The 17,970-nt window shown below is 62.2% G+C and carries 11 protein-coding genes; 8 read left to right on the top strand and 3 right to left on the bottom strand.

Going from position 1 to position 17,970, the window contains the following annotated elements; translation table 11 throughout:
- Window positions 1–24 precede the first annotated feature (24 nt).
- Both ptsP and BLW80_RS07410 read right to left on the bottom strand, forming a co-directional pair.
- Entirely contained in the window at window positions 25–2,292 is a 2,268-nt protein-coding gene (gene ptsP / locus BLW80_RS07415; protein ID WP_089267721.1) for a phosphoenolpyruvate--protein phosphotransferase, read from the bottom strand.
- 266 nt (window positions 2,293–2,558) lie between these two features.
- Complete coding sequence (locus tag BLW80_RS07410; RefSeq protein ID WP_089267720.1) at window positions 2,559–3,812, bottom strand: aspartate kinase; 1,254 nt, start codon at window positions 3,810–3,812, stop codon at window positions 2,559–2,561.
- Window positions 3,813–3,967: 155 nt separating this feature from the next.
- On the opposite strand from BLW80_RS07410, the gene BLW80_RS07405 reads away from it, so the two are divergent.
- Entirely contained in the window at window positions 3,968–4,435 is a 468-nt protein-coding gene (locus tag BLW80_RS07405) for a PH domain-containing protein (RefSeq protein ID WP_093757484.1), read from the top strand.
- Between the two features lie 15 nt (window positions 4,436–4,450).
- Entirely contained in the window at window positions 4,451–5,209 is a 759-nt protein-coding gene (gene ubiG, locus BLW80_RS07400) for a bifunctional 2-polyprenyl-6-hydroxyphenol methylase/3-demethylubiquinol 3-O-methyltransferase UbiG (protein WP_093757483.1), read from the top strand.
- Window positions 5,210–5,246: 37 nt separating this feature from the next.
- Here ubiG and BLW80_RS07395 read toward each other — a convergent pair whose 3' ends face one another.
- Window positions 5,247–6,080, bottom strand: a complete 834-nt coding sequence (locus BLW80_RS07395; RefSeq protein ID WP_093757482.1) for an MBL fold metallo-hydrolase — start codon at window positions 6,078–6,080, stop codon at window positions 5,247–5,249.
- A 309-nt stretch (window positions 6,081–6,389) separates the two neighbouring features.
- On the opposite strand from BLW80_RS07395, the gene BLW80_RS07390 reads away from it, so the two are divergent.
- The 6 genes from BLW80_RS07390 (at window position 6,390) to BLW80_RS07360 (ending at window position 17,968) form a co-directional block, all read left to right on the top strand.
- A complete protein-coding gene (locus BLW80_RS07390; protein ID WP_170849605.1) occupies window positions 6,390–7,223 on the top strand; it encodes a LytTR family transcriptional regulator DNA-binding domain-containing protein in 834 nt (277 codons plus the stop codon).
- Between the two features lie 389 nt (window positions 7,224–7,612).
- Window positions 7,613–13,642, top strand: coding sequence for an autotransporter-associated beta strand repeat-containing protein (locus tag BLW80_RS30905; RefSeq protein ID WP_170849604.1), 6,030 nt, complete (start codon window positions 7,613–7,615; stop codon window positions 13,640–13,642).
- Between the two features lie 111 nt (window positions 13,643–13,753).
- Window positions 13,754–14,653 carry an EamA family transporter gene (locus tag BLW80_RS07375; RefSeq protein WP_093757479.1) on the top strand — a complete coding sequence of 300 codons (900 nt, stop codon included), beginning with the start codon at window positions 13,754–13,756 and terminating at the stop codon, window positions 14,651–14,653.
- A 92-nt stretch (window positions 14,654–14,745) separates the two neighbouring features.
- Window positions 14,746–15,507: a thermonuclease family protein gene (locus BLW80_RS07370; protein WP_093757478.1), complete on the top strand. Its 762-nt coding sequence runs from the start codon at window positions 14,746–14,748 to the stop codon at window positions 15,505–15,507.
- A 133-nt stretch (window positions 15,508–15,640) separates the two neighbouring features.
- Window positions 15,641–16,591, top strand: coding sequence for an AAA family ATPase (locus tag BLW80_RS07365; RefSeq protein WP_244528034.1), 951 nt, complete (start codon window positions 15,641–15,643; stop codon window positions 16,589–16,591).
- 3 nt (window positions 16,592–16,594) lie between these two features.
- The gene (locus tag BLW80_RS07360; protein WP_093757476.1) at window positions 16,595–17,968 is read left to right on the top strand and encodes a VWA domain-containing protein; all 1,374 of its coding nucleotides are present in this window, start codon (window positions 16,595–16,597) and stop codon (window positions 17,966–17,968) included.
- Window positions 17,969–17,970: the final 2 nt, after the last annotated feature.

Genomic DNA, 17,970 nt, shown 5'->3' with positions numbered 1-17,970 from the left:
GCGCGTCGTACGGGCAGAGCCTCGCTACAACGACAGTCCCTCGGCCTCAGCGAATTCGGTGAGCTTCTGCCGGATCGAAACGCTGCCCGAGGGAGCGTCGAGCAGTTGTGTCATCAGCGCCTCGGCCTTTTTGGCATCGAGGTCGAGAATCATTGCCTTCACGGGGCCGTGCGCGGTGGCCGACAGCGACAGCGAGCGATAGCCCATGCCAATCAGCGCCAGCGCGCCGATCGGCTGCGAGGCCATCTCGCCGCACAGCGAGACGTGACGTTTGGCGGCGTCGCCCTTTTGCACGATCTCACGCAGTACGCGCAGGATCGGCGCCGACAGCGTATCGAAGCGTTCCGACACCTTGGCATTGCCGCGGTCGACAGCGAACAGGAACTGGAACAGGTCGTTGGAGCCGACCGAGACGAAGTCGACCTTCTTCAGGAGTTCGTCGAGCTGATAGACTAGCGCAGGCACCTCGATCATGGTGCCAACATCGATCCGCTCTGGCAGCGCATGGCCATGCTGGCGCAGATAAGTCAGCTCGCGTTCGATGATCGCCTTGGCCTGATCGAATTCGGCGACTTCAGAAATCATCGGGAACATGATGCGCAGCGCCCGCCCGCCGCCGGCGCGCAGCAATGCGCGGATCTGGCCGCGCAGCAGGCCGGGTCGATCGAGGCCAAGACGGATCGCGCGCCAGCCTAGCGCCGGGTTCTCCTCGACGATGGTCTCCATGTAGGGAAGCGCCTTGTCGCCGCCGATATCGAGGGTGCGGAACGTCACCGGCTTGGGGCCGGCAGCATCGAGCACCGCACGATACAGCGCCAGCTGATCGCTGGAGCGGGGCAGGCTTTCCCCGACCATGAATTGCAGTTCGGTGCGGAACAGGCCGATGCCCGCCGAGCCGGTATCGTCGATATGCGGTAGGTCGATGATCAGGCCGGCATTGATCAGCAGGTCAACCTTCTGGCCGTCCTTGGTTACGCAGGGAAGGTCGCGCAACGCTGAATACTGCGCCTGTCTCCGCGCGCGGAAACGCACGCGTTCGGCATAAGCGGATTCGATCTCGGCGGAGGGCCGAATATAGATCGAGCCCGAGGTGCCATCGACGATGACGGCGTCGCCTGGATCAGCAATGCCCGGCGCATTTGCGACTTCGCCGATCGCAGGAATGCCGAGCGCGCGTGCCACGATCGAGACATGCGAATTAGCCGTGCCTTCCTCCAGCACCAGGCCACGCAGCTTCTTGCGATCGTAGTCGAGGAGGGCGGCCGGGCCCATCGCGCGTGCGATCAGGATCGCATTGTCCGGCATCTGTTCGCGCGACGGCGCGTGATCCTGGCCGACCAGCTGCCGCATCAGGCGGTGGCCGAGATCTTCAAGATCGTGCAGGCGGTCGCGCAGATAGGGATCGGTGGAACGCAGCATGCGCGCACGGGTATCCGACTGCACGCGTTCGACGGCGGCTTCGGCGGTGAGGCCGGTGGCGACGGCTTCGTGCAGCTTGTGCGACCAGCCGTGGTCATTGGCGAACATGCGATAGGCTTCGAGGACATCGCGATGCTCGCCGCCGTCGGCGACGTCGCCGCGTTCCAGCATGCGGTCGAGGTCCGACCGCAGCTTGGTCAGCGCGGTGTCCAGCCGTTTGATTTCCTTCGGCAGGTCTTCGGCGATGTAATTGGTGATGACGACGCGCGGCTCGTGCAGCACTACATGTCCGAGCGCGATACCATCGGAAAGGATGGCGCCGGTCTTGTGCAGGGAATGCCGCGCAGCGGGCTCGGCGCCCGGCTGCGCCAGTGCCGATAGCTCGCCGGAGGCGATCATCTCGGCCAGCACCATGGCGGTGGTTTGCAGTGCCTCGACTTCTTCCTCGACATAAGTGCGCTTGGCGCGGTTCTGCACTACCAGCACGCCGAGCGTATTGCCGGCGCGCAGGATCGGCACGCCGAGGAACGAGTGATAGATTTCTTCGCCGGTCTCCGGGCGGAACGAGAACGCCGGATGGCTCTGCGCGTCGTTGAGATTGAGCGGTGTGGCTTCGGAGGCGACCAAGCCGACCAGGCCCTCATGGGAGCTCAGCACGGTCTGGTGGACGGCGTCGCGGTTGAGGCCTTCGGTGGCGTAGAGCTCAAGTGTATTGTCGACGCGCAGCACGTATGTCGAGCAGACTTCCGCCACCATATTGGCGGCGATCAGCACCACGATCTTGTCGAGGCGTTCCTGAGCGCTGACCTGCTCCGCCATCACTTCGCGGAGCCGTCTCAGCAAGACTCGGGGGCCACCCGACGCGCTCCGCATGTGCCGACACCCTCCCCACGAGGCCGACACCTGACAAAAGCCGTGCGCCGACGCTAAGCCTCAGAAAACAATAGAATTTGCACCGCCGCGCAACAAGAGGCGCAGTGACAGAACCGTATCAGATTGTCCGAAACGGCGCCCTCAGCCGCAACGGCTGCCCATGCAGGCCGTATAGCGAATTGAGGCTTGTTTTGCCAAGCAAAACACCTGCCAGACAAGAAACACACCGTTCACATCAAAATAACGGATGTTTCAGGAAAAATTTTCTACGCTTTGTCGAGACCATACAGCGTGTGCAGGGTGCGAACCGCCAGTTCCGTATAGGCTGTATCGATCAGGACCGAGAACTTGATCTCGGACGTGGTGATTGCCCGGATATTGATCTGGCGCTCGGAAAGGGCGGCAAAGGCTTGCGCGGCGACGCCGGCATGGCTGCGCATGCCAGATCCGATCACCGAGACCTTGGCGACATCGGTCGCGCTGTCGATGCGGGCATAGCCGATTTTGGCCTTGGCCGCCGTGATAGTCTCTTTGGCACGGGCATAGTCGGTGGCCGGGACGGTGAAGGTCAGGTCCGTGGTCTTGCCGTCTTCGGAGACGTTCTGGACGATCATGTCCACATTGATGTTGGCTTCGGCCAGCGGCACGAAGATCGAGGCGGCGACGCCCGGCTTGTCCTCGATCTGGCGGACGGAAATCTGGGCCTCGTCCTTGGAAAAGGCGATTCCGGTAACGACGTGGCTTTCCATGATTTCCTCCTCGCTGCAGATCAGCGTGCCCGGCGGGGTGCCGTGCGGGTCGATGTCTTCGGGTTTGTCGAAACTTGAGCGCACGAAAATCGGCATATTGTGGGTCATGCCGAGTTCCACGGAGCGGACCTGCAGGACCTTGGCGCCCTGCGACGCCAGTTCCAGCATTTCCTCAAACGCCACCTTGTTCATGCGTTGTGCCTTCGGCACGACGCGCGGATCGGTGGTGTAGACGCCGTCCACGTCGGTATAGATGTCGCAGCGGTCGGCTTTGACGGCGGCGGCAATTGCCACTGCCGAGGTATCGGACCCGCCGCGGCCGAGTGTGGTGACGCGGCCGGTTTCGGCATGGATGCCCTGGAATCCGGCGATGACGGCCACTTCCTTGCGCTCCTTGAAGCGCTTGATGAGCTTGTCGCCGTCGATCTCGTCGATTCGGGCCGAGGCATGGGCGTCCGACGTCTTGATCGGGATTTGCCAGCCCTGCCAGGAACGCGCCTGGATGCCGATGGTCTGCAGCGCGATCGCCAGCAGGCCGGCGGTCACGAGCTCACCGGACGCGACGATGGCGTCGTATTCCCGGGCGTCATGCATCGGTGACACTTCGGTGCACCAGGCCACCAGTTCGTTGGTTTTGCCCGACATCGCCGACACCACGACCGCGACCTCATGACCGGCATCGACCTCGCGTTTGACGTGCTGCGCGACGTTGCGGATGCGGTCGATGTTGGCGACGGACGTACCGCCGAATTTCATAACGAGCCGGCCCATGACGAGTGGTGCATTCCCTGACGACAGTGGGTAAAGATACCGCGCACTACGCACGCGGGCGAAAACGCGCGTATACATAGCGGCGAGGGTGGGGGCAAGCAACCCGGGCTCCTGGTCCCTTAGAACGCACCGAGACAGGGCATTTTGGACGGTTTATGGGGCGCTATATCGACGATATCCTGCAGCCGGGCGAGAAGGTGCTGTATTCCAGCAATCTGCATTGGGTGATCTATGCCCGGGCGATCGCCGCCTGGATCGCCGCCGTCGTCCTGCTGGTTCTGACCCGGACCACGCTCAATGAGAACCTAGTCTTGTTCCTGCTAGCGAGCGCGGCCATCGTCGCCCTGGCGGGGCTGTATTGGTTCGTGATCGCCTGGTTTCGGCGCTGGACCACGGAAACCGATGTCACCAATCTGCGGGTGGTCCACAAGACTGGTTTCATAACGCGAGAAACGTTCGAGATCAGCCTCGATAAGGTTGCCAGCGTGAGCGTCAATCAGAGCATCATGGGTCGCATTCTGAACTACGGCGACGTACTTATTGAGAACATGGGCAATGATGCACAGTCGATTGAGACCATCGCGTCGCCACTCGCATTTCGCAGCAATATTACCGCCCGATAGGACAACGGCTCCACAATGGCCATCCAAGCAAACTTCTCCGACGCTTCCGCATCCTCCGTCGATGCCAGCGAAGTCGCAAAATTCTCGAAGCTGTCGGAGGAATGGTGGGATCCGCGCGGCAAGATGGCGCCGCTGCACAAGATCAACCCGCTGCGCCTGACTTATATTCGCGACGCCGCCTGCCGCAAGTTCGATCGCAATGTTCGCAGCCTGAATTGCCTGAGTGGCTTGCGTATGCTCGATATCGGTTGCGGGGCTGGTCTGCTGTGTGAGCCGTTCACGCGACTCGGCGCACAGGTGATCGGCATCGATCCCTCCGCCACCAATATTGCCGCGGCCAAGTTGCACGCCGACAAAGGGCATTTGTCGATCGATTATCGTTGCACCACCGTCGAGGAGATGGACGTGCGTGAGCGCTTCGATATCGTGCTGGCGATGGAAGTCGTCGAACACGTCGTCGATGTCGGCGCATTCCTCGATCGCTGCGCGTCGATGCTGAAGCCCGGTGGCCTGATGGTGGTCTCGACGCTGAACCGAAACTGGAAGAGCTTTGCGCTCGGTATTGTTGCCGCTGAATATGTGCTTCGCTGGCTGCCGCGGGGCACCCATCAGTGGGACAAATTCGTCACGCCGGACGAACTCGCGCATCATCTGTCGCGCAACAGGCTGGAAATCACCGAACAATCAGGCGTGGTCTACAATCCGCTTGGTGACCGCTGGACGCTGTCGTCCGATATGGATGTGAACTATATGGTGGTCGCGGAAGAGGTGTAGCGTTTCAGCTTCTGCCTGCTTCAGCCTCGCCGGCGCGTCAGACCCCGTTGAGAATAATCACTGTCGGTGCCTTGGGCAGCGCATTGAGTGATATTGTCAGCGTTTGGGCGCTGCGCTGGTCGATTTCGAAATCTTTTCCGATCTTTGTCATGAAGTCGCTGAGCGGTGTCATGAAGCGATGCATGGGCAGCACCACCGAGGCGCGCAGCCGCTTGGTGATCTCGGATACGCCGTCGAGGGACATTGTGTAGCTGCCATCGATCGGCACCATCACGATGTCGAGCCGGCCGATCGCGGCGAAGTGGCTCTCGTCGAGCTTGTGATGCAGATGGCCGAGATGGCCGATGCACAGGCCGGCAACCTCGAGGATGAAGATGGAATTGCCGTCCTTCACCATCTCGCCGCCGGCGTCATCGCCATAGTAGCGGCGGATGTCCGTCGTGACGTTGCGGATCAGCACATCGCCGATGCGCTCATGGATCTGCGCCGGCTGTCCACTCTCGCCCCACCCATGCAATACCGTCTTGATGCGCGGGTCGGGATACAGCGTGTAATGGGTGCTGTGGGCCCGGTTCATCGTCACCACATCCGGGATGCGATCGAGCTTGTAGATGCCGTTATAGTCGGTGGCGATAGTCACGCCGCCGGGTGTGTCGATGTAATAGGTGGAGTGCCCGGCATAGGTGATGGAGACTTCATCGGCCTTCGCAGCAGTCCGACGCAAACTGACTGGAATTGCGAGTGGTGGCCGTGTGGCCATTGCCAGACACTCACTGCCGCGCGGGGCATTTTGCGCGAGTGCTGGGGTAACAACCCAACTCATTGCCCAACAAGTCAGGGTGCCGAGGACAACAGGCAGAAATCGCAGCATGATCCGGCAGTCTCCGAATGCGCTTTGCTTCAATGTATCGCCAAAAGCGGACGCTGCAATGCTGGTTGTGGCGCCGGAGACTGCCCAAGATCGCGGCGCATCGCACGGTGTGGATGCCCGGGTGCCGCGATGGAATAGTCGCCATTCTGCAGGGATTGACACGCTGCCGAAGGTAAGATGGTTGGGTAGGTCTTGTGATCACTACCGCGAGCATTGCAGTTGTCATCCGATTCAGCCCCGCCCTGGGAATTCGTCAGCCGCGATGATCGTGTTGCGGCGTCGCAATCGGGCTGGGTGTTTGACACTGCGATGCTGCTGCTGACGCGGCCACTTGATGCGGCGATTGCCGAGATACTCCAAGTCATAGGCGTGGAGGCCGAAGCAGATCGCGCATGGATGTTCGAATACGATGCCGACCATCTGCGCTTTCGCAACACCCATGAGTGGAGTCGCGGCGGAGTCGGATCCTTTGTGCAGGATCTACAGCACGTGCCGGTCACAATGATCGGCTGGCTGCATCAACGGCTAATCCTGGGGCAGGCTGTGATGGTCAATGACATCGAGGCACTGCCGCGCAGCGCCGGTGCGTTGCGCGCTGAGTTTATCAGGCAGAACAACAAAAGCGTACTCAGCGTGCCGGTGTTTCATAACGGTAGGCTCGTCGCCTGCATCGGTTTCGATGCCGTCGAGGCGCCGCGCCGATGGTCGGATGAAATCGCTGATCTGTTTCGTTGTGCCGATCTCATCGCGGCGGCGCGCTATGGCCGGTCGCCGATCACCTCTGGTGTGGAAGATTCGCAGGCTGCGTATCCCGCACTGATCTACCTACGTCGCGCGCATGGCATTCTCGGCACGCCATTAACCGAAATCGTCGGCCTGCGCTCGTCCAAAGACTATACCGAGGTGTGGCTGGTGGATGGCGCGATGGTACTCGATCCAAGGCCGCTGACACAGTGGCTGGGCCTCATCCCGCCGGGCTGGTTTGTGCGCATTCATCGCACGGCCGTCGTCAATCATCAGTTCGTGCGCGAGGTCGTGCGCCGGTCGAGCGGGGCATGGCAATTGCGCTTGCATGATTATGAAGACCATTGGCCGGTGTCGCGCGCCGGCCGAGCTGAGTTACGTGCGCACCTTGGCGTTTGAACGACACCAAGCGAGACGAATGCGAGCATGTTGGCAAATCACATTCCGCGTGCCGATTGCTATCAGTCGCGTGCTGATCACAACTTAAAAAATCGTTAGCGGCGTCAGTGTGTTGAGTATTTTTCGCGTTGTGTGTTGCTACGTTTCAACACGCGAAAAACCTGCAGGGCGTTCGTCGAACCTATAGGTCGATTCGTCGATCTTTGATTGCGACTCGTCATGCGATCGCGTGTCTCATGGAACTTCGCTCGCGTGGATCTGCGAGCTGGAGTTGGATCGTGAAGCTCCCGGTATTTTCAGTCGTCAGCGCAGCGTGCCGCAGCGGCTCGAGTACGAGCAGCGGCACCGGCGCGCGCCGTGCTAACACATTGATGTCGTCGACAGCCATAATGCTGTCGCTTGCCGGTCTGGCGCTGGTGGTTGCGGCGATTGCCTCGTCGCAACCGGTTCATGCGCAGGCTTCGGGCGTCGGCGGAAATGGTGGAGCGCATGCATCCAGCAATCCGAAAGCGGGCGGAATAGGCGGTGTGATCGACCCCGCCAATGGAGGCGGAGGCGGCGGCGGTGGCGGCAGGAATGCCAAGAACGAGTCGCTGAAGAACGCTTATATCGGCAATGGCGGCAAGGGTGGCAGTGGTGCACATGCCAGTGGAGGGGGAGACGGCGGCCAGGGTGGAAACCTGGGCTTCAACGGCTCGCAACTCCCGGGCGGCCAAATCCAGGGAGGCGCGGGATCGCCCGGGAAGCGTCCCCAGCGGCTCAAAGGTGGAGATGGCAGCAACTGGTTTCACGGAATGGGCCATGACGGTGGCAGCGGCGGTGGTGGCGGCGGTGGCGGTACCGGCGCGATATTCAGCGGGTCGTTCGTTCCGGGCAACCAGTTCATTGCGGGCGGTGCAGGTGGCAGTGGCGCCGCCGCCGCCGATGGTGGCGATGGTGTTGTGGCGTACTACGGAACCTTCATGGCCCCCGGCTACGGCGGAGGCGGTGGCGGAGGAGGAGGAGGAGGCGGCGGTGGAATAGGACTCTACGCATCCGGACAAACCCTGGAAACGCTCGCGCCCGCTATCAAAGGCGGTTCGGGCGGTTGGGGTGGCGCCGGCGGCAATGGAGGCACGGGCGCGCCGGATAGTATCGGTAACTATTGCCCGGGCGGACAGCCGCCCTGCATCACCACCGCGACCGACGGCGGCGTCGGCGGCGATGGCGGCAGTGGGGGCAATGGCGGCAATGGCGGCGCCGGCATCGTCGTCGAGAACGCGCGCATGACCGTCATTGGAAGTGGCGCCTCGGTGTTCGGCGGGACCGGCGGGACCGGCGGGGCGGGTGGATCGGGCGGCCAAGGCGTTTCCGGCGGCAATGGTGGCAATGGCGGCGCCGGCGGTGCTGGCGGCACCGGCGTCGTGCTGGCGAGCCCCGGCACTGTGCGCGTTGACAATGGTGGACTGGTGCAGGGCGGCGATGCCGGAGCGGGCGGGACAGCCGGCCCGGGCGGCGGCGGCTGGGAGCTCGGCAATGGAAGCAACGGTCACGCCGGTGCGAATGGAGCGGCGGGAGTCGCCATCCTTGGGCAGAACGCCGGCATAACGGTCGTCGCGGCCGGGACGATCGAGGGCGGGCGAAACGTCGACGGATCGCGCGCTGCGGCGATTCTGTTCACCGGCGGTGGCAACAGGCTGGAGCTATGGTCCGGCGCGAACATTACAGGCGATGTCGTCGTCGGCCTGGATGCGAGCAATCTCAATATCTTTGCGTTGGGTGGCAATCAGAACGCGACGTTCGATCTCTCCGGATTGGGCACGAAGTATCGGGGCTTTTCGGTGCTGGAAAAAAATGGCGACGCCGTCTGGACGCTTTCGGGGATATCGGCATCCTTCGCCGGCGATTTGCGCGCCAATGCCGGCAGCCTGGCCTTTGCTGGTGGCGCCAGACTGACGACGGCCAATGGCTATGTCGGCTATGACAGCGGCACCGATGCCAATGTCACCGTCTCTGGCCCAGGCGCATCGTGGCTCAATGCCAATCTGTTCGTCGGCTATCGCGGCACCGGCTCGTTGCTGATTGCTGATGGCATGCATGTGACTGCAGCCACCGCTTCAATTGGCAACGATGCGTCTTATGTCGCGCATGGCACGGTGAAGGTCGATGGCATCGGGTCGGCGCTCGATGCCCAGACCCTGAAGATCGGCGCAGCGTCCGTCGGCGCGCTGACGGTGAGTAATGGGGGCGTTGCGAAAGCGCGTACGATTCAAGTAGGCGCCTCTGGTGTCAGCGGTGCGTTGAGTATCGGATCCGAGCCCGGGGCAGCGGCTCTGGCGCCTGGTGTTGTGACAGGCCCGGTTGAACTCGCACAAAGCGGCACGCTCAATTTCAACCATACGAGCGGCGACTATCTCTTCAATAATCTCATCACCGGCAATGGCGCGATCAATGTGCTGTCAGGCACCACGATCCTGTCCGGCCGCAGTGCTGCTTTCACGGGCACCACGGAAATCCTGAGCGCAACGCTTGGCGTGACCGGACAACTCGGCGGCACGGTTAATGTCGATGCGGGCGGACGCCTCACCGGCAATGGCTCCGTCGGAGCTACCACGGTGCTCTATGGTGGCACGCTCGTGCCTGATGGCACGGGCCGTCTGACGGTGAACGGCAACCTGTCGATGCTCGCCGGCAGCGCCTTTGATTTCAATCTCGGTCATTTCTCGAACGGAGCAGCCTCGACAACATCAGCGAGTGTCTTCGTCAATGGCGATGTTTCGCTCCACGATGTAACTTTTAATATCAGTGGTACGGGCGAACCTGCGGTCGGTTACTATCGTATGATCAACTACACCGGCGGTTCGTCAATCTCCGGACTGACCATCGGCACGATGCCCCCGATCTCGGGGCTGTTTCCCGTCACCTATTCGATCGACAGCTCGCGGCTCCATGTGGTCGATCTCATTGCTTCGCCCAACGGCACCGACATCCTTCAACGTTGGGATGATGCGTCGAGCGGCACCGCGGGTGGCAGCGGAACCTGGAATGCGCTCAACAACAATTGGTTTGATTTGGCCGGCGTTGCCAATACCCAGTGGGGATTCATTTATGGCGTCTTCAACGGCCCGGGCGGCACGGTCACGATAGATGGATCGCAGAAATTCTATGGGCTGCAATTCGTCGGCGGTCTCTACAACCTTGTTCAAGGCACTGGCGAACTGCGGCCAACCGCGCTGGGCGGTTCGGACGGTATTGGTGAGCTGCGTGTTCTGTCCGGCGAGACGGCGACGATTTCGGCTCCGATTGTAGGCGCCGGTGGTGTGAACAAGACGGGTGGCGGCACGCTCGTACTCGCTGGCGCCAGCACCTATGCTGGCGGCACGACCATCAGCGGCGGCACGCTGCAGATTTCGTCGAATGCAAATCTCGGCGCTGCAACCGGCGGTCTCACCTTCGACAACGGCATCTTGCATACGACTGCAAACATCGCCTCGGCGCGGAACGTATCGTTACTCGGCATAGGCGAGATCGATGCCGACGCCGCAACGGCGCTGGTGCTCACCGGTACGGTGTCCGGCACCGGCAGCTTGATCAAGGCCGGCGACGGCACTCTGATGTTGGCCAATACCAACAGCTGGACTGGCGGCATGCTACTCGAAGCTGGCACGCTGCAGCTTGGCGCTTCCGGTGCGCTGCCCAACGGCAGTGACGTGATCGTCTATGGCGGCAAGCTCGATCTCAACAGCTACAACACTTCGACGCATTCGCTGATCGGCTTCGGTGGCGAGATTGCGCTCGCCAGTGCGCAACTGACGCTCGATCAGGCGAGCGATACGGTCATCGCAAGTACAATCACGGGCGTGGGCGGCAGCCTCGTGAAATCCGGCAACGGCACGTTGCTGCTATCCGGCACGAATACATATACGGGCGGCACGACAGTTTCCGGCGGCGCCGTTGCGGTTCTCGCGGACGCCAGTCTCGGCACGGGCACGCTGACGCTCTCGGGTGGCACGCTGCTGACGCTGGCCGATGTCACGTCCGTGCGAAGTATTGTGCTTTCCGGCAGCGGCACAATCGAGACGCTGTTCGGAACGACATTCTCGGCTATGGGAGATGTCTCGGGCGCCGGCGCATTGACCAAGGATGGCTGGGGCACGCTCGTTCTGGGAGGCACCAACTCTTTTAACGGCGGCACGACGATCAATGCCGGCACGCTGCAGATCGGCAATGGCGGCATCACCGGCACACTGTCCGGCAACGTAACGAACAATGGTATTCTGGCATTCAACCGATCCGATAATTTCTCCTATAATGACGTCATCTCCGGTCCCGGCGCTTTCGTCCAGGTCGGGGCGGGCCTTACGGCGTTTGGCAATGACAACACCTATAGCGGCGGCACGTTGATCTCTGCCGGTACGCTGCAGCTCGGCACTGGCAGCACGGCGGGCTCTATCATTGGCGATGTCATCAACAACGGCACGTTCCAGATTTTCCGTTCCGATGTCTACACATTCGGTGGCACGATCACGGGAAACGGCATGTTCCGGCATGTCGGCACCGGCACGACGGTCCTGACGGCAGACAATACTTACAGCGGTGGCACGGAGATCACGCAGGGCATTCTGCAGATCGGTGATGGTGGTTTCACAGGATCGATCATCGGCAATGTCATCAACAATGGCGAACTTGTCGCGAAGCGCGACGGGCTGCTGACATTGGCGGGTGCCATCTCGGGCAGTGGTTCATTCACGCAGAGCGGTTTGGGTATCACGCGCCTCGACGGACTCAATAGCTACACGGGCGCCACCGACGTCAAGGCCGGAACGCTCAGCGTCAACGGCTCGATCGCCGCGTCGTCGCTGGTGAGCGTCGAACGCGGCGCGACGCTCGGCGGCAACGGCATCGTCAGCACCACACAGATCCAGGATGGCGGCATGCTGTCGCCCGGAAATTCGGTCGGGCTGCTGTCAGTACAAGGTAATCTGACGTTTGCCGCAGCTTCGAGCTACATGGTCGAAGTATCTGGCTTGGCGGCGGACCGGACCAATATCGCAGGCGCCGCGTCGCTCAATAATGCAGGCGTTCGCATCAGCTTCGATCCCGCGGCCTATGTGCGTGAACGCTACACCATTTTGAACGCCGCTGGCGGCATCACAGGCAGGTTCAGCCCAAATATCGTCAGCGACGAGCCGCCCTCGTTCATCACGACGCTGAGCTACGATGCTCAAAACGTCTATCTCAATGTCGATCTGAAGCTGACCGGTCTCAACATCAATCAGAACAACATCGCTTCGTCGCTGAATGCCTATTTCGGCAGCCATGGCGGCATCCCCTATGCGCTCGGGGCGATGACGCCGGAAGATCTGACGCAGTCGTCGGGCGAACTCTCGACCGGCGTGCAACAAAACACCGTTCAGGCCATGACGCAGTTCATGGGCGTGCTGACCGATCCCTTCGCTGCCAATCGCGGCCTCGCAACCGTGAACACAGCTTCGAATGCCTTCGCGGCGGCCGATCGTTCACCGACGCCCTGGCGCGACGCCCACGGTGCGATCACCAAAGTGCCACCTGTGGCGGTGAGCTTCGAAGCGCGCTGGAACGTCTGGGCTGCGGGCTTCGGTGGTGGTCAGGCGACCGACGGCAATACGGTCGTTGGTTCGCACAATAGCAGTAGCCGGATCGGCGGCATTGCCGTCGGTGCCGATACCTGGCTGTCGCCACAGACGCTTGCCGGCTTCGCCGTGGCTGGCGGCGGCACCAGCTTCGGCTTGTCGGATAATCTCGGTTCAGGACATTCGGACCTGTTCCAGATAGGTGGTTTCATCCGCCATCACCAAGGCCCCGCTTATATCACAGCTGCGCTCGCTTACGGATGGCAGAACGTCACTACGGAACGGCTGGTGACCATCGTCGATGCCGACCGGCTGCGCGCGAACTTCACCGCGCACGCTTTCTCGGCGCGCGCCGAAGCTGGCCATCGGAGCGTGCTGCCGTGGCTTGGCGGCGTAGGTTTGACGCCCTATGCCGCGGGGCAGGTCACGAATATTGACCTGCCGGCCTATGCAGAGGCGCTTGTCTCCGGCGGCAATGATTTCGCGCTCAGTTACACCGGACGCAACGTCACTGCCATGCGTAGCGAACTTGGCCTCCGTACCGACAAGTCCTTCGCTTTAGATCAGGCGTTGCTCACGCTGCGTGGGCGCGCCGCATGGGCGCATGACTTCAATCGCGATCGCGTCGCGCAGGCCTCGTTCCAGTCGCTGCCTGGCGCGAGCTTCGTCGTGAACGGCGCGGCGATGGCGCCCGATGCGGCACTGACCAGCGCGAGTGCGGAGGTCATGCTCGGCAGCGGGCTATCGGTCACAGCGACGTATGAGGGCGAGTTCTCCAACCTCACCCGCAGCCATGCTGGCAAGGGCGTCGTGCGCTTCGTCTGGTAAGCCACGTCCGAGGCGGTCGCGATCGCATCGCAGGCATGGGCGCAGGCCGCTTGACCCTGCGGCGTGACGCAGTCAGGTTCCGCGCCATCGCTCGCGGACCCGTCCTGCCTCATGTTCACCATCGCCTCGCTCTGGATCCCCTTCACTATCATCGCCTCGCTGGGGCAGGTGACGCGCAATGCCATGCAGCGTTCGCTCACTGGGCCGCTCGGGACCTGGGGCGCGACCAACATCCGTTTCCTGTTCGGCTTCCCGTTTTCGATCGTCTTTTTTGTGGTGATCATCCTGGCGACGGGCGACAAGGTGCCGTGGCCATCAGCCGAATTCTGGCCGTGGCTGCTACTCGGCGCGCTGAGCCAGATCTTTGCCACAGGGCTCATGCTGGCAGCGATGAATGACCGCTCCTTTGTGGTGACCATCGCCTATCTCAAGACCGAGGCGATCCAGACCGCGATTTTCGGTTTCGTCTTTCTCGGCGATCATCTGACGGTGCTGAAGGTCGCAGCGATCCTGATTGCTACCGTCGGTGTCGTCGTCACCGCGCTTCGGCCCGGCGCGACCAGAGATATCGCCAGCATCCGGCCGACGGTCCTTGGGTTGGTTGCGGCAGCGGCTTTCGCACTGTCGGCAGTGGGTTTCCGCGGCGCGATCATCACCGTGCCCGGTGTGAGTTTCGTGACGGCGGCCTCCTATGCACTGGTCTGGGCGCTGTTCGTGCAGACGCTGATCCTGACGATCTATCTGCTGGCTCGCGCGCCAAAGGTGCTGAGCGACATCCTCGGCCTGTGGAAGCCATCGATGCTGGCCGGCTTCATGGGCGCAGCCGCCTCGCAATTCTGGTTCCTGGCATTTGCACTTACGGCCGCCGCCAATGTCCGGACGCTGGCGCTGGTCGAGGTGCTGTTCGCGCAGGCTGTCGCCTATTATTCGTTCAAGCAGCCCCTTTCGGCACGCGAATTGTCGGGGATCGCGCTGATTGTCGTCGGCGTGGCGATGCTGGTTGCGGTGTGACGGCGCAGTGCGCGTGATGTCTCTTTCGTGGGCGCGTCTGCTGCGATAGGACTGATCGCAGCCCTCCCCGTGCCGATCCCGAGACCAGATTGATGCGCATCCTGTCCCTGTTCGTCCTGCTGCTTGTCGCCAACCCGGCCTCGGCGGTCGAAGCCATCGTCAAGGACGGCGACACCATCCAGATCGGCAATGTCGCCTACAAGCTTGCCGGCCTGGACGCGCCGGAGGTGGATCAGCCCTGTGTCGACGAACATGCCGACAACTGGGCCTGCGGCGTCGAAGCAAGGGACCAGCTGGTGAAGCTGATCGACAAGCGCGAGGTTCGCTGTGAGGACCTTGGCGAGGACAAGATCTACAAGAACCGTCGCGCCGGTCTCTGCAGTGTCGTTGGCGAGACGGGTAGCCTCAATCAGGCGGTGATCCAATCGGGCTATGCGGTGAGCATCGAACCGTCGGACAAGGCAAGCGCCAAGACCAGCTTCAAGCCCGATGAGACGGCGGCCAAGGACAAGCGCCAAGGGCTGTGGCGCGGGTGCTTCGTGACGCCCGCGGAGTTCCGCCGCAAGGCGAGCGACAGCCTATTGCTCGGCTCGGCCTGTCGGAGCGACAAGGACAAGGAGCTGCGCGCGGCGCTGTTTCCCACCGATCTCGCGATGCCGGTGGGCTGCAATATCCGGGCGAAACAGGTCCGCCGGGCCAAGTTTACCGGCCATCTTGGCGTCTATCTCATTCCCCAATGCCAGAATTACGCGACCCAGCCGAAGCCGGATCGCTGGTTTTGCAGCGAGGACGACGCCCGCGCCGCGGGGTACCGCAAGGCGCTCAACTGTCAGGCCCCCAGCCGCCGCAACTGAGCGATGAGCCGGTGGCGCTGGACGCCGCCGGCTGAACCACGTAGCAAATCAGGACGCCGAAATGAGCCGGGCGCGTGCGCCCAAAACCTGTTTAAGGGGCTTATTCCAGTATGCGAAATCCGGAGTGAAGCGCGTGGCCGAGAACACCAGTTCGTCAGCATCGATCGAAGCCGTTGAGCGCAGTCTGGCCTCCGCCGGCTATATCGCCAGCCGGCAGATCGCCACCGCCGTCTATCTCGCAGAGAAGATCGAGAAGCCGATTCTGGTCGAAGGTCCGGCCGGTGTGGGCAAGACCGAACTTGCCAAGGCGATCGCTGCCTCGCGCGGCCTCGAGATGATCCGCATGCAGTGCTATGAGGGCCTCGACGAGGCCAAGGCACTGTATGAGTGGAAATACGCCAAGCAGCTGCTCTACACACAGATACTGAAGGACAAACTCGGCGAAGTGCTGGGCGGCGCCGATACGCTCGACAAGGCGCTGGAGCAGCTGCATGATTTCGGCGACGTGTTCTTCTCCAAGGAATTCGTCGAGCCGCGTCCGTTGCTGCGTGCGCTGGAACAGCCGATGGGCTGCGTGCTCCTGATCGACGAGATCGACAAGTCCGACGCCGAATTCGAGTCGCTGCTGCTCGAAATCCTGTCCGACTTCCAGGTCACGATCCCCGAGCTCGGCACCGTCGTAGCCATCGTACCGCCGACCGTGATCCTGACCTCGAACGGCGAACGTGATCTTGGCGATGCCTTGAAGCGCCGCTGTCTGCATCTGCATATCGGCTTTCCCGAGCCCAAGCTCGAAGAGCGCATCGTCGAGACTCGCGTGCCTGGCGTGTCCACCACCTTGCGCAAGCAGCTTGTTGGTTTCGTCAATCAGGTCCGCACGCTGGACCTGAAGAAACTACCGTCGGTCAGCGAGACCATCGACTGGGCCAAGGTGCTCGTGCTGCTCGGCGCATCCGAACTCGGCCACGAGATGGTGAAGGACACGCTCAACGTGCTGCTGAAATACGAGGGCGATATCGAAGCGACACTGCCGCAGGTCTCGGGCTTCGTTGCCAAGTCCGGCCGGCAGGGCGTGTTCGGTTAGCCGATGCGTGACACCCTGCATCGTTTCTTTCGGGCGGCGCGCGGCGCCGGTGTCAGGATTTCGCCTGCCGAAAGTATCGATGCGATGCGTGCCGCCGCTGAAGTGGGCCCCGCCGATCGCGCGATCCTGCGCGATGCGCTGCTGCTGACCATGGCGAAGTCCGGCGAAGAGAAAGCGGCGCTTGCTGCCTGTTTCGATACGTTCTTCACCCATCCTGATTTCGACGCGCCGTCTGCGGCAAATGACGACGACGAGACTGGCGAGGGGGCAAGCGAGAGCTGGACCGACGCCGCGGCAGGTACCGCGTCGGCACAGGCTTCGACCGAACTCGGTTTGCTCGCGCAAATGCTGCTGGCGCAGGACCGCGCCGCCATTGCCGCTGCGCTTTCAAACGCATCGAATGCCGCCGGCCTGACCGACATCCGTGTCTTCACCCAGCGGGGGCTGTTTGCCAGCCGGGTGCTCGAGCAGCTCGGGATCGCGCAATTGCGCGACGACATCGACGCGCTCACGACCCGCAATCCGGCAGATGCAGAACGGCTTGCAACGGCGCTCGGCAGCCTGCGCGAGACCGTCAGCGAAATGGTCGCGCAGGCGCTGCTGCTCTATGGCCGCGAGGAGAAAGAGGCGTTGCGCAATGAGATCCTGCGCAATGCGCCGATGGCGCGGCTAGAACAGCGGCAGATCGCGCAGATGCGCGTTCTGATCCGGCAGATCGCGCGGCGGCTGCGCGAGCGCTTCAGCAAGCCGCGCAAACGCCAGCGCCGTGGCCATCTCGATGTCCGCCGCACCATTCGTCGCAATGCCGCATGGGGCGGCGTGCCCTTCATGACGGCATGGAAGCGCCGCCATCGCGACAAGCCGAAGATCGTCGCGATCTGCGACGTCTCGGGCTCGGTCGCGCAGGTCTCCGACTTCTTCCTGCTGCTGATCCACAGCCTGCATGAAGTTGTATCCGATGTGCGCTCCTTCGCTTTTTCCGGCAACCTGATCGAAGTCAGTGAAGTCCTGGAGAAGAACAAGCCTGAAGAGGCGATGAAGCAGATCATGTCTTCAGTCGGTTATGGCTCATCAGATTATGGTCGCTCCTTCGTCGATTTCGAGAAGGGTTTCATGAGTGCGATCACGGCGCAGACCACGGTCATTGTGCTCGGCGATGCCCGCAGCAACAATCTCGATCCGCGCGCCGACATTCTGCGCCGCATCGGCGAGCGCTCGAAGCGGCTGGTCTGGCTCAATCCCGAGGGCCGCATGGGCTGGGGCTTCGGCGATTCCGAAATGCCGCGCTATGCGACCTTCTGCAATGTCGTGCGCCAATGCGCGACGGCGCAGCAACTCGAGCGCGCCGTCGCGGATATCGTGGCGACCTATCAATAGCC

This window comes from Tardiphaga sp. OK245, assembly GCF_900108575.1.
Classification (GTDB): Bacteria; Pseudomonadota; Alphaproteobacteria; order Rhizobiales; family Xanthobacteraceae; genus Tardiphaga; species Tardiphaga robiniae.
This window is presented reverse-complemented; position numbering and strand designations above follow the sequence as displayed.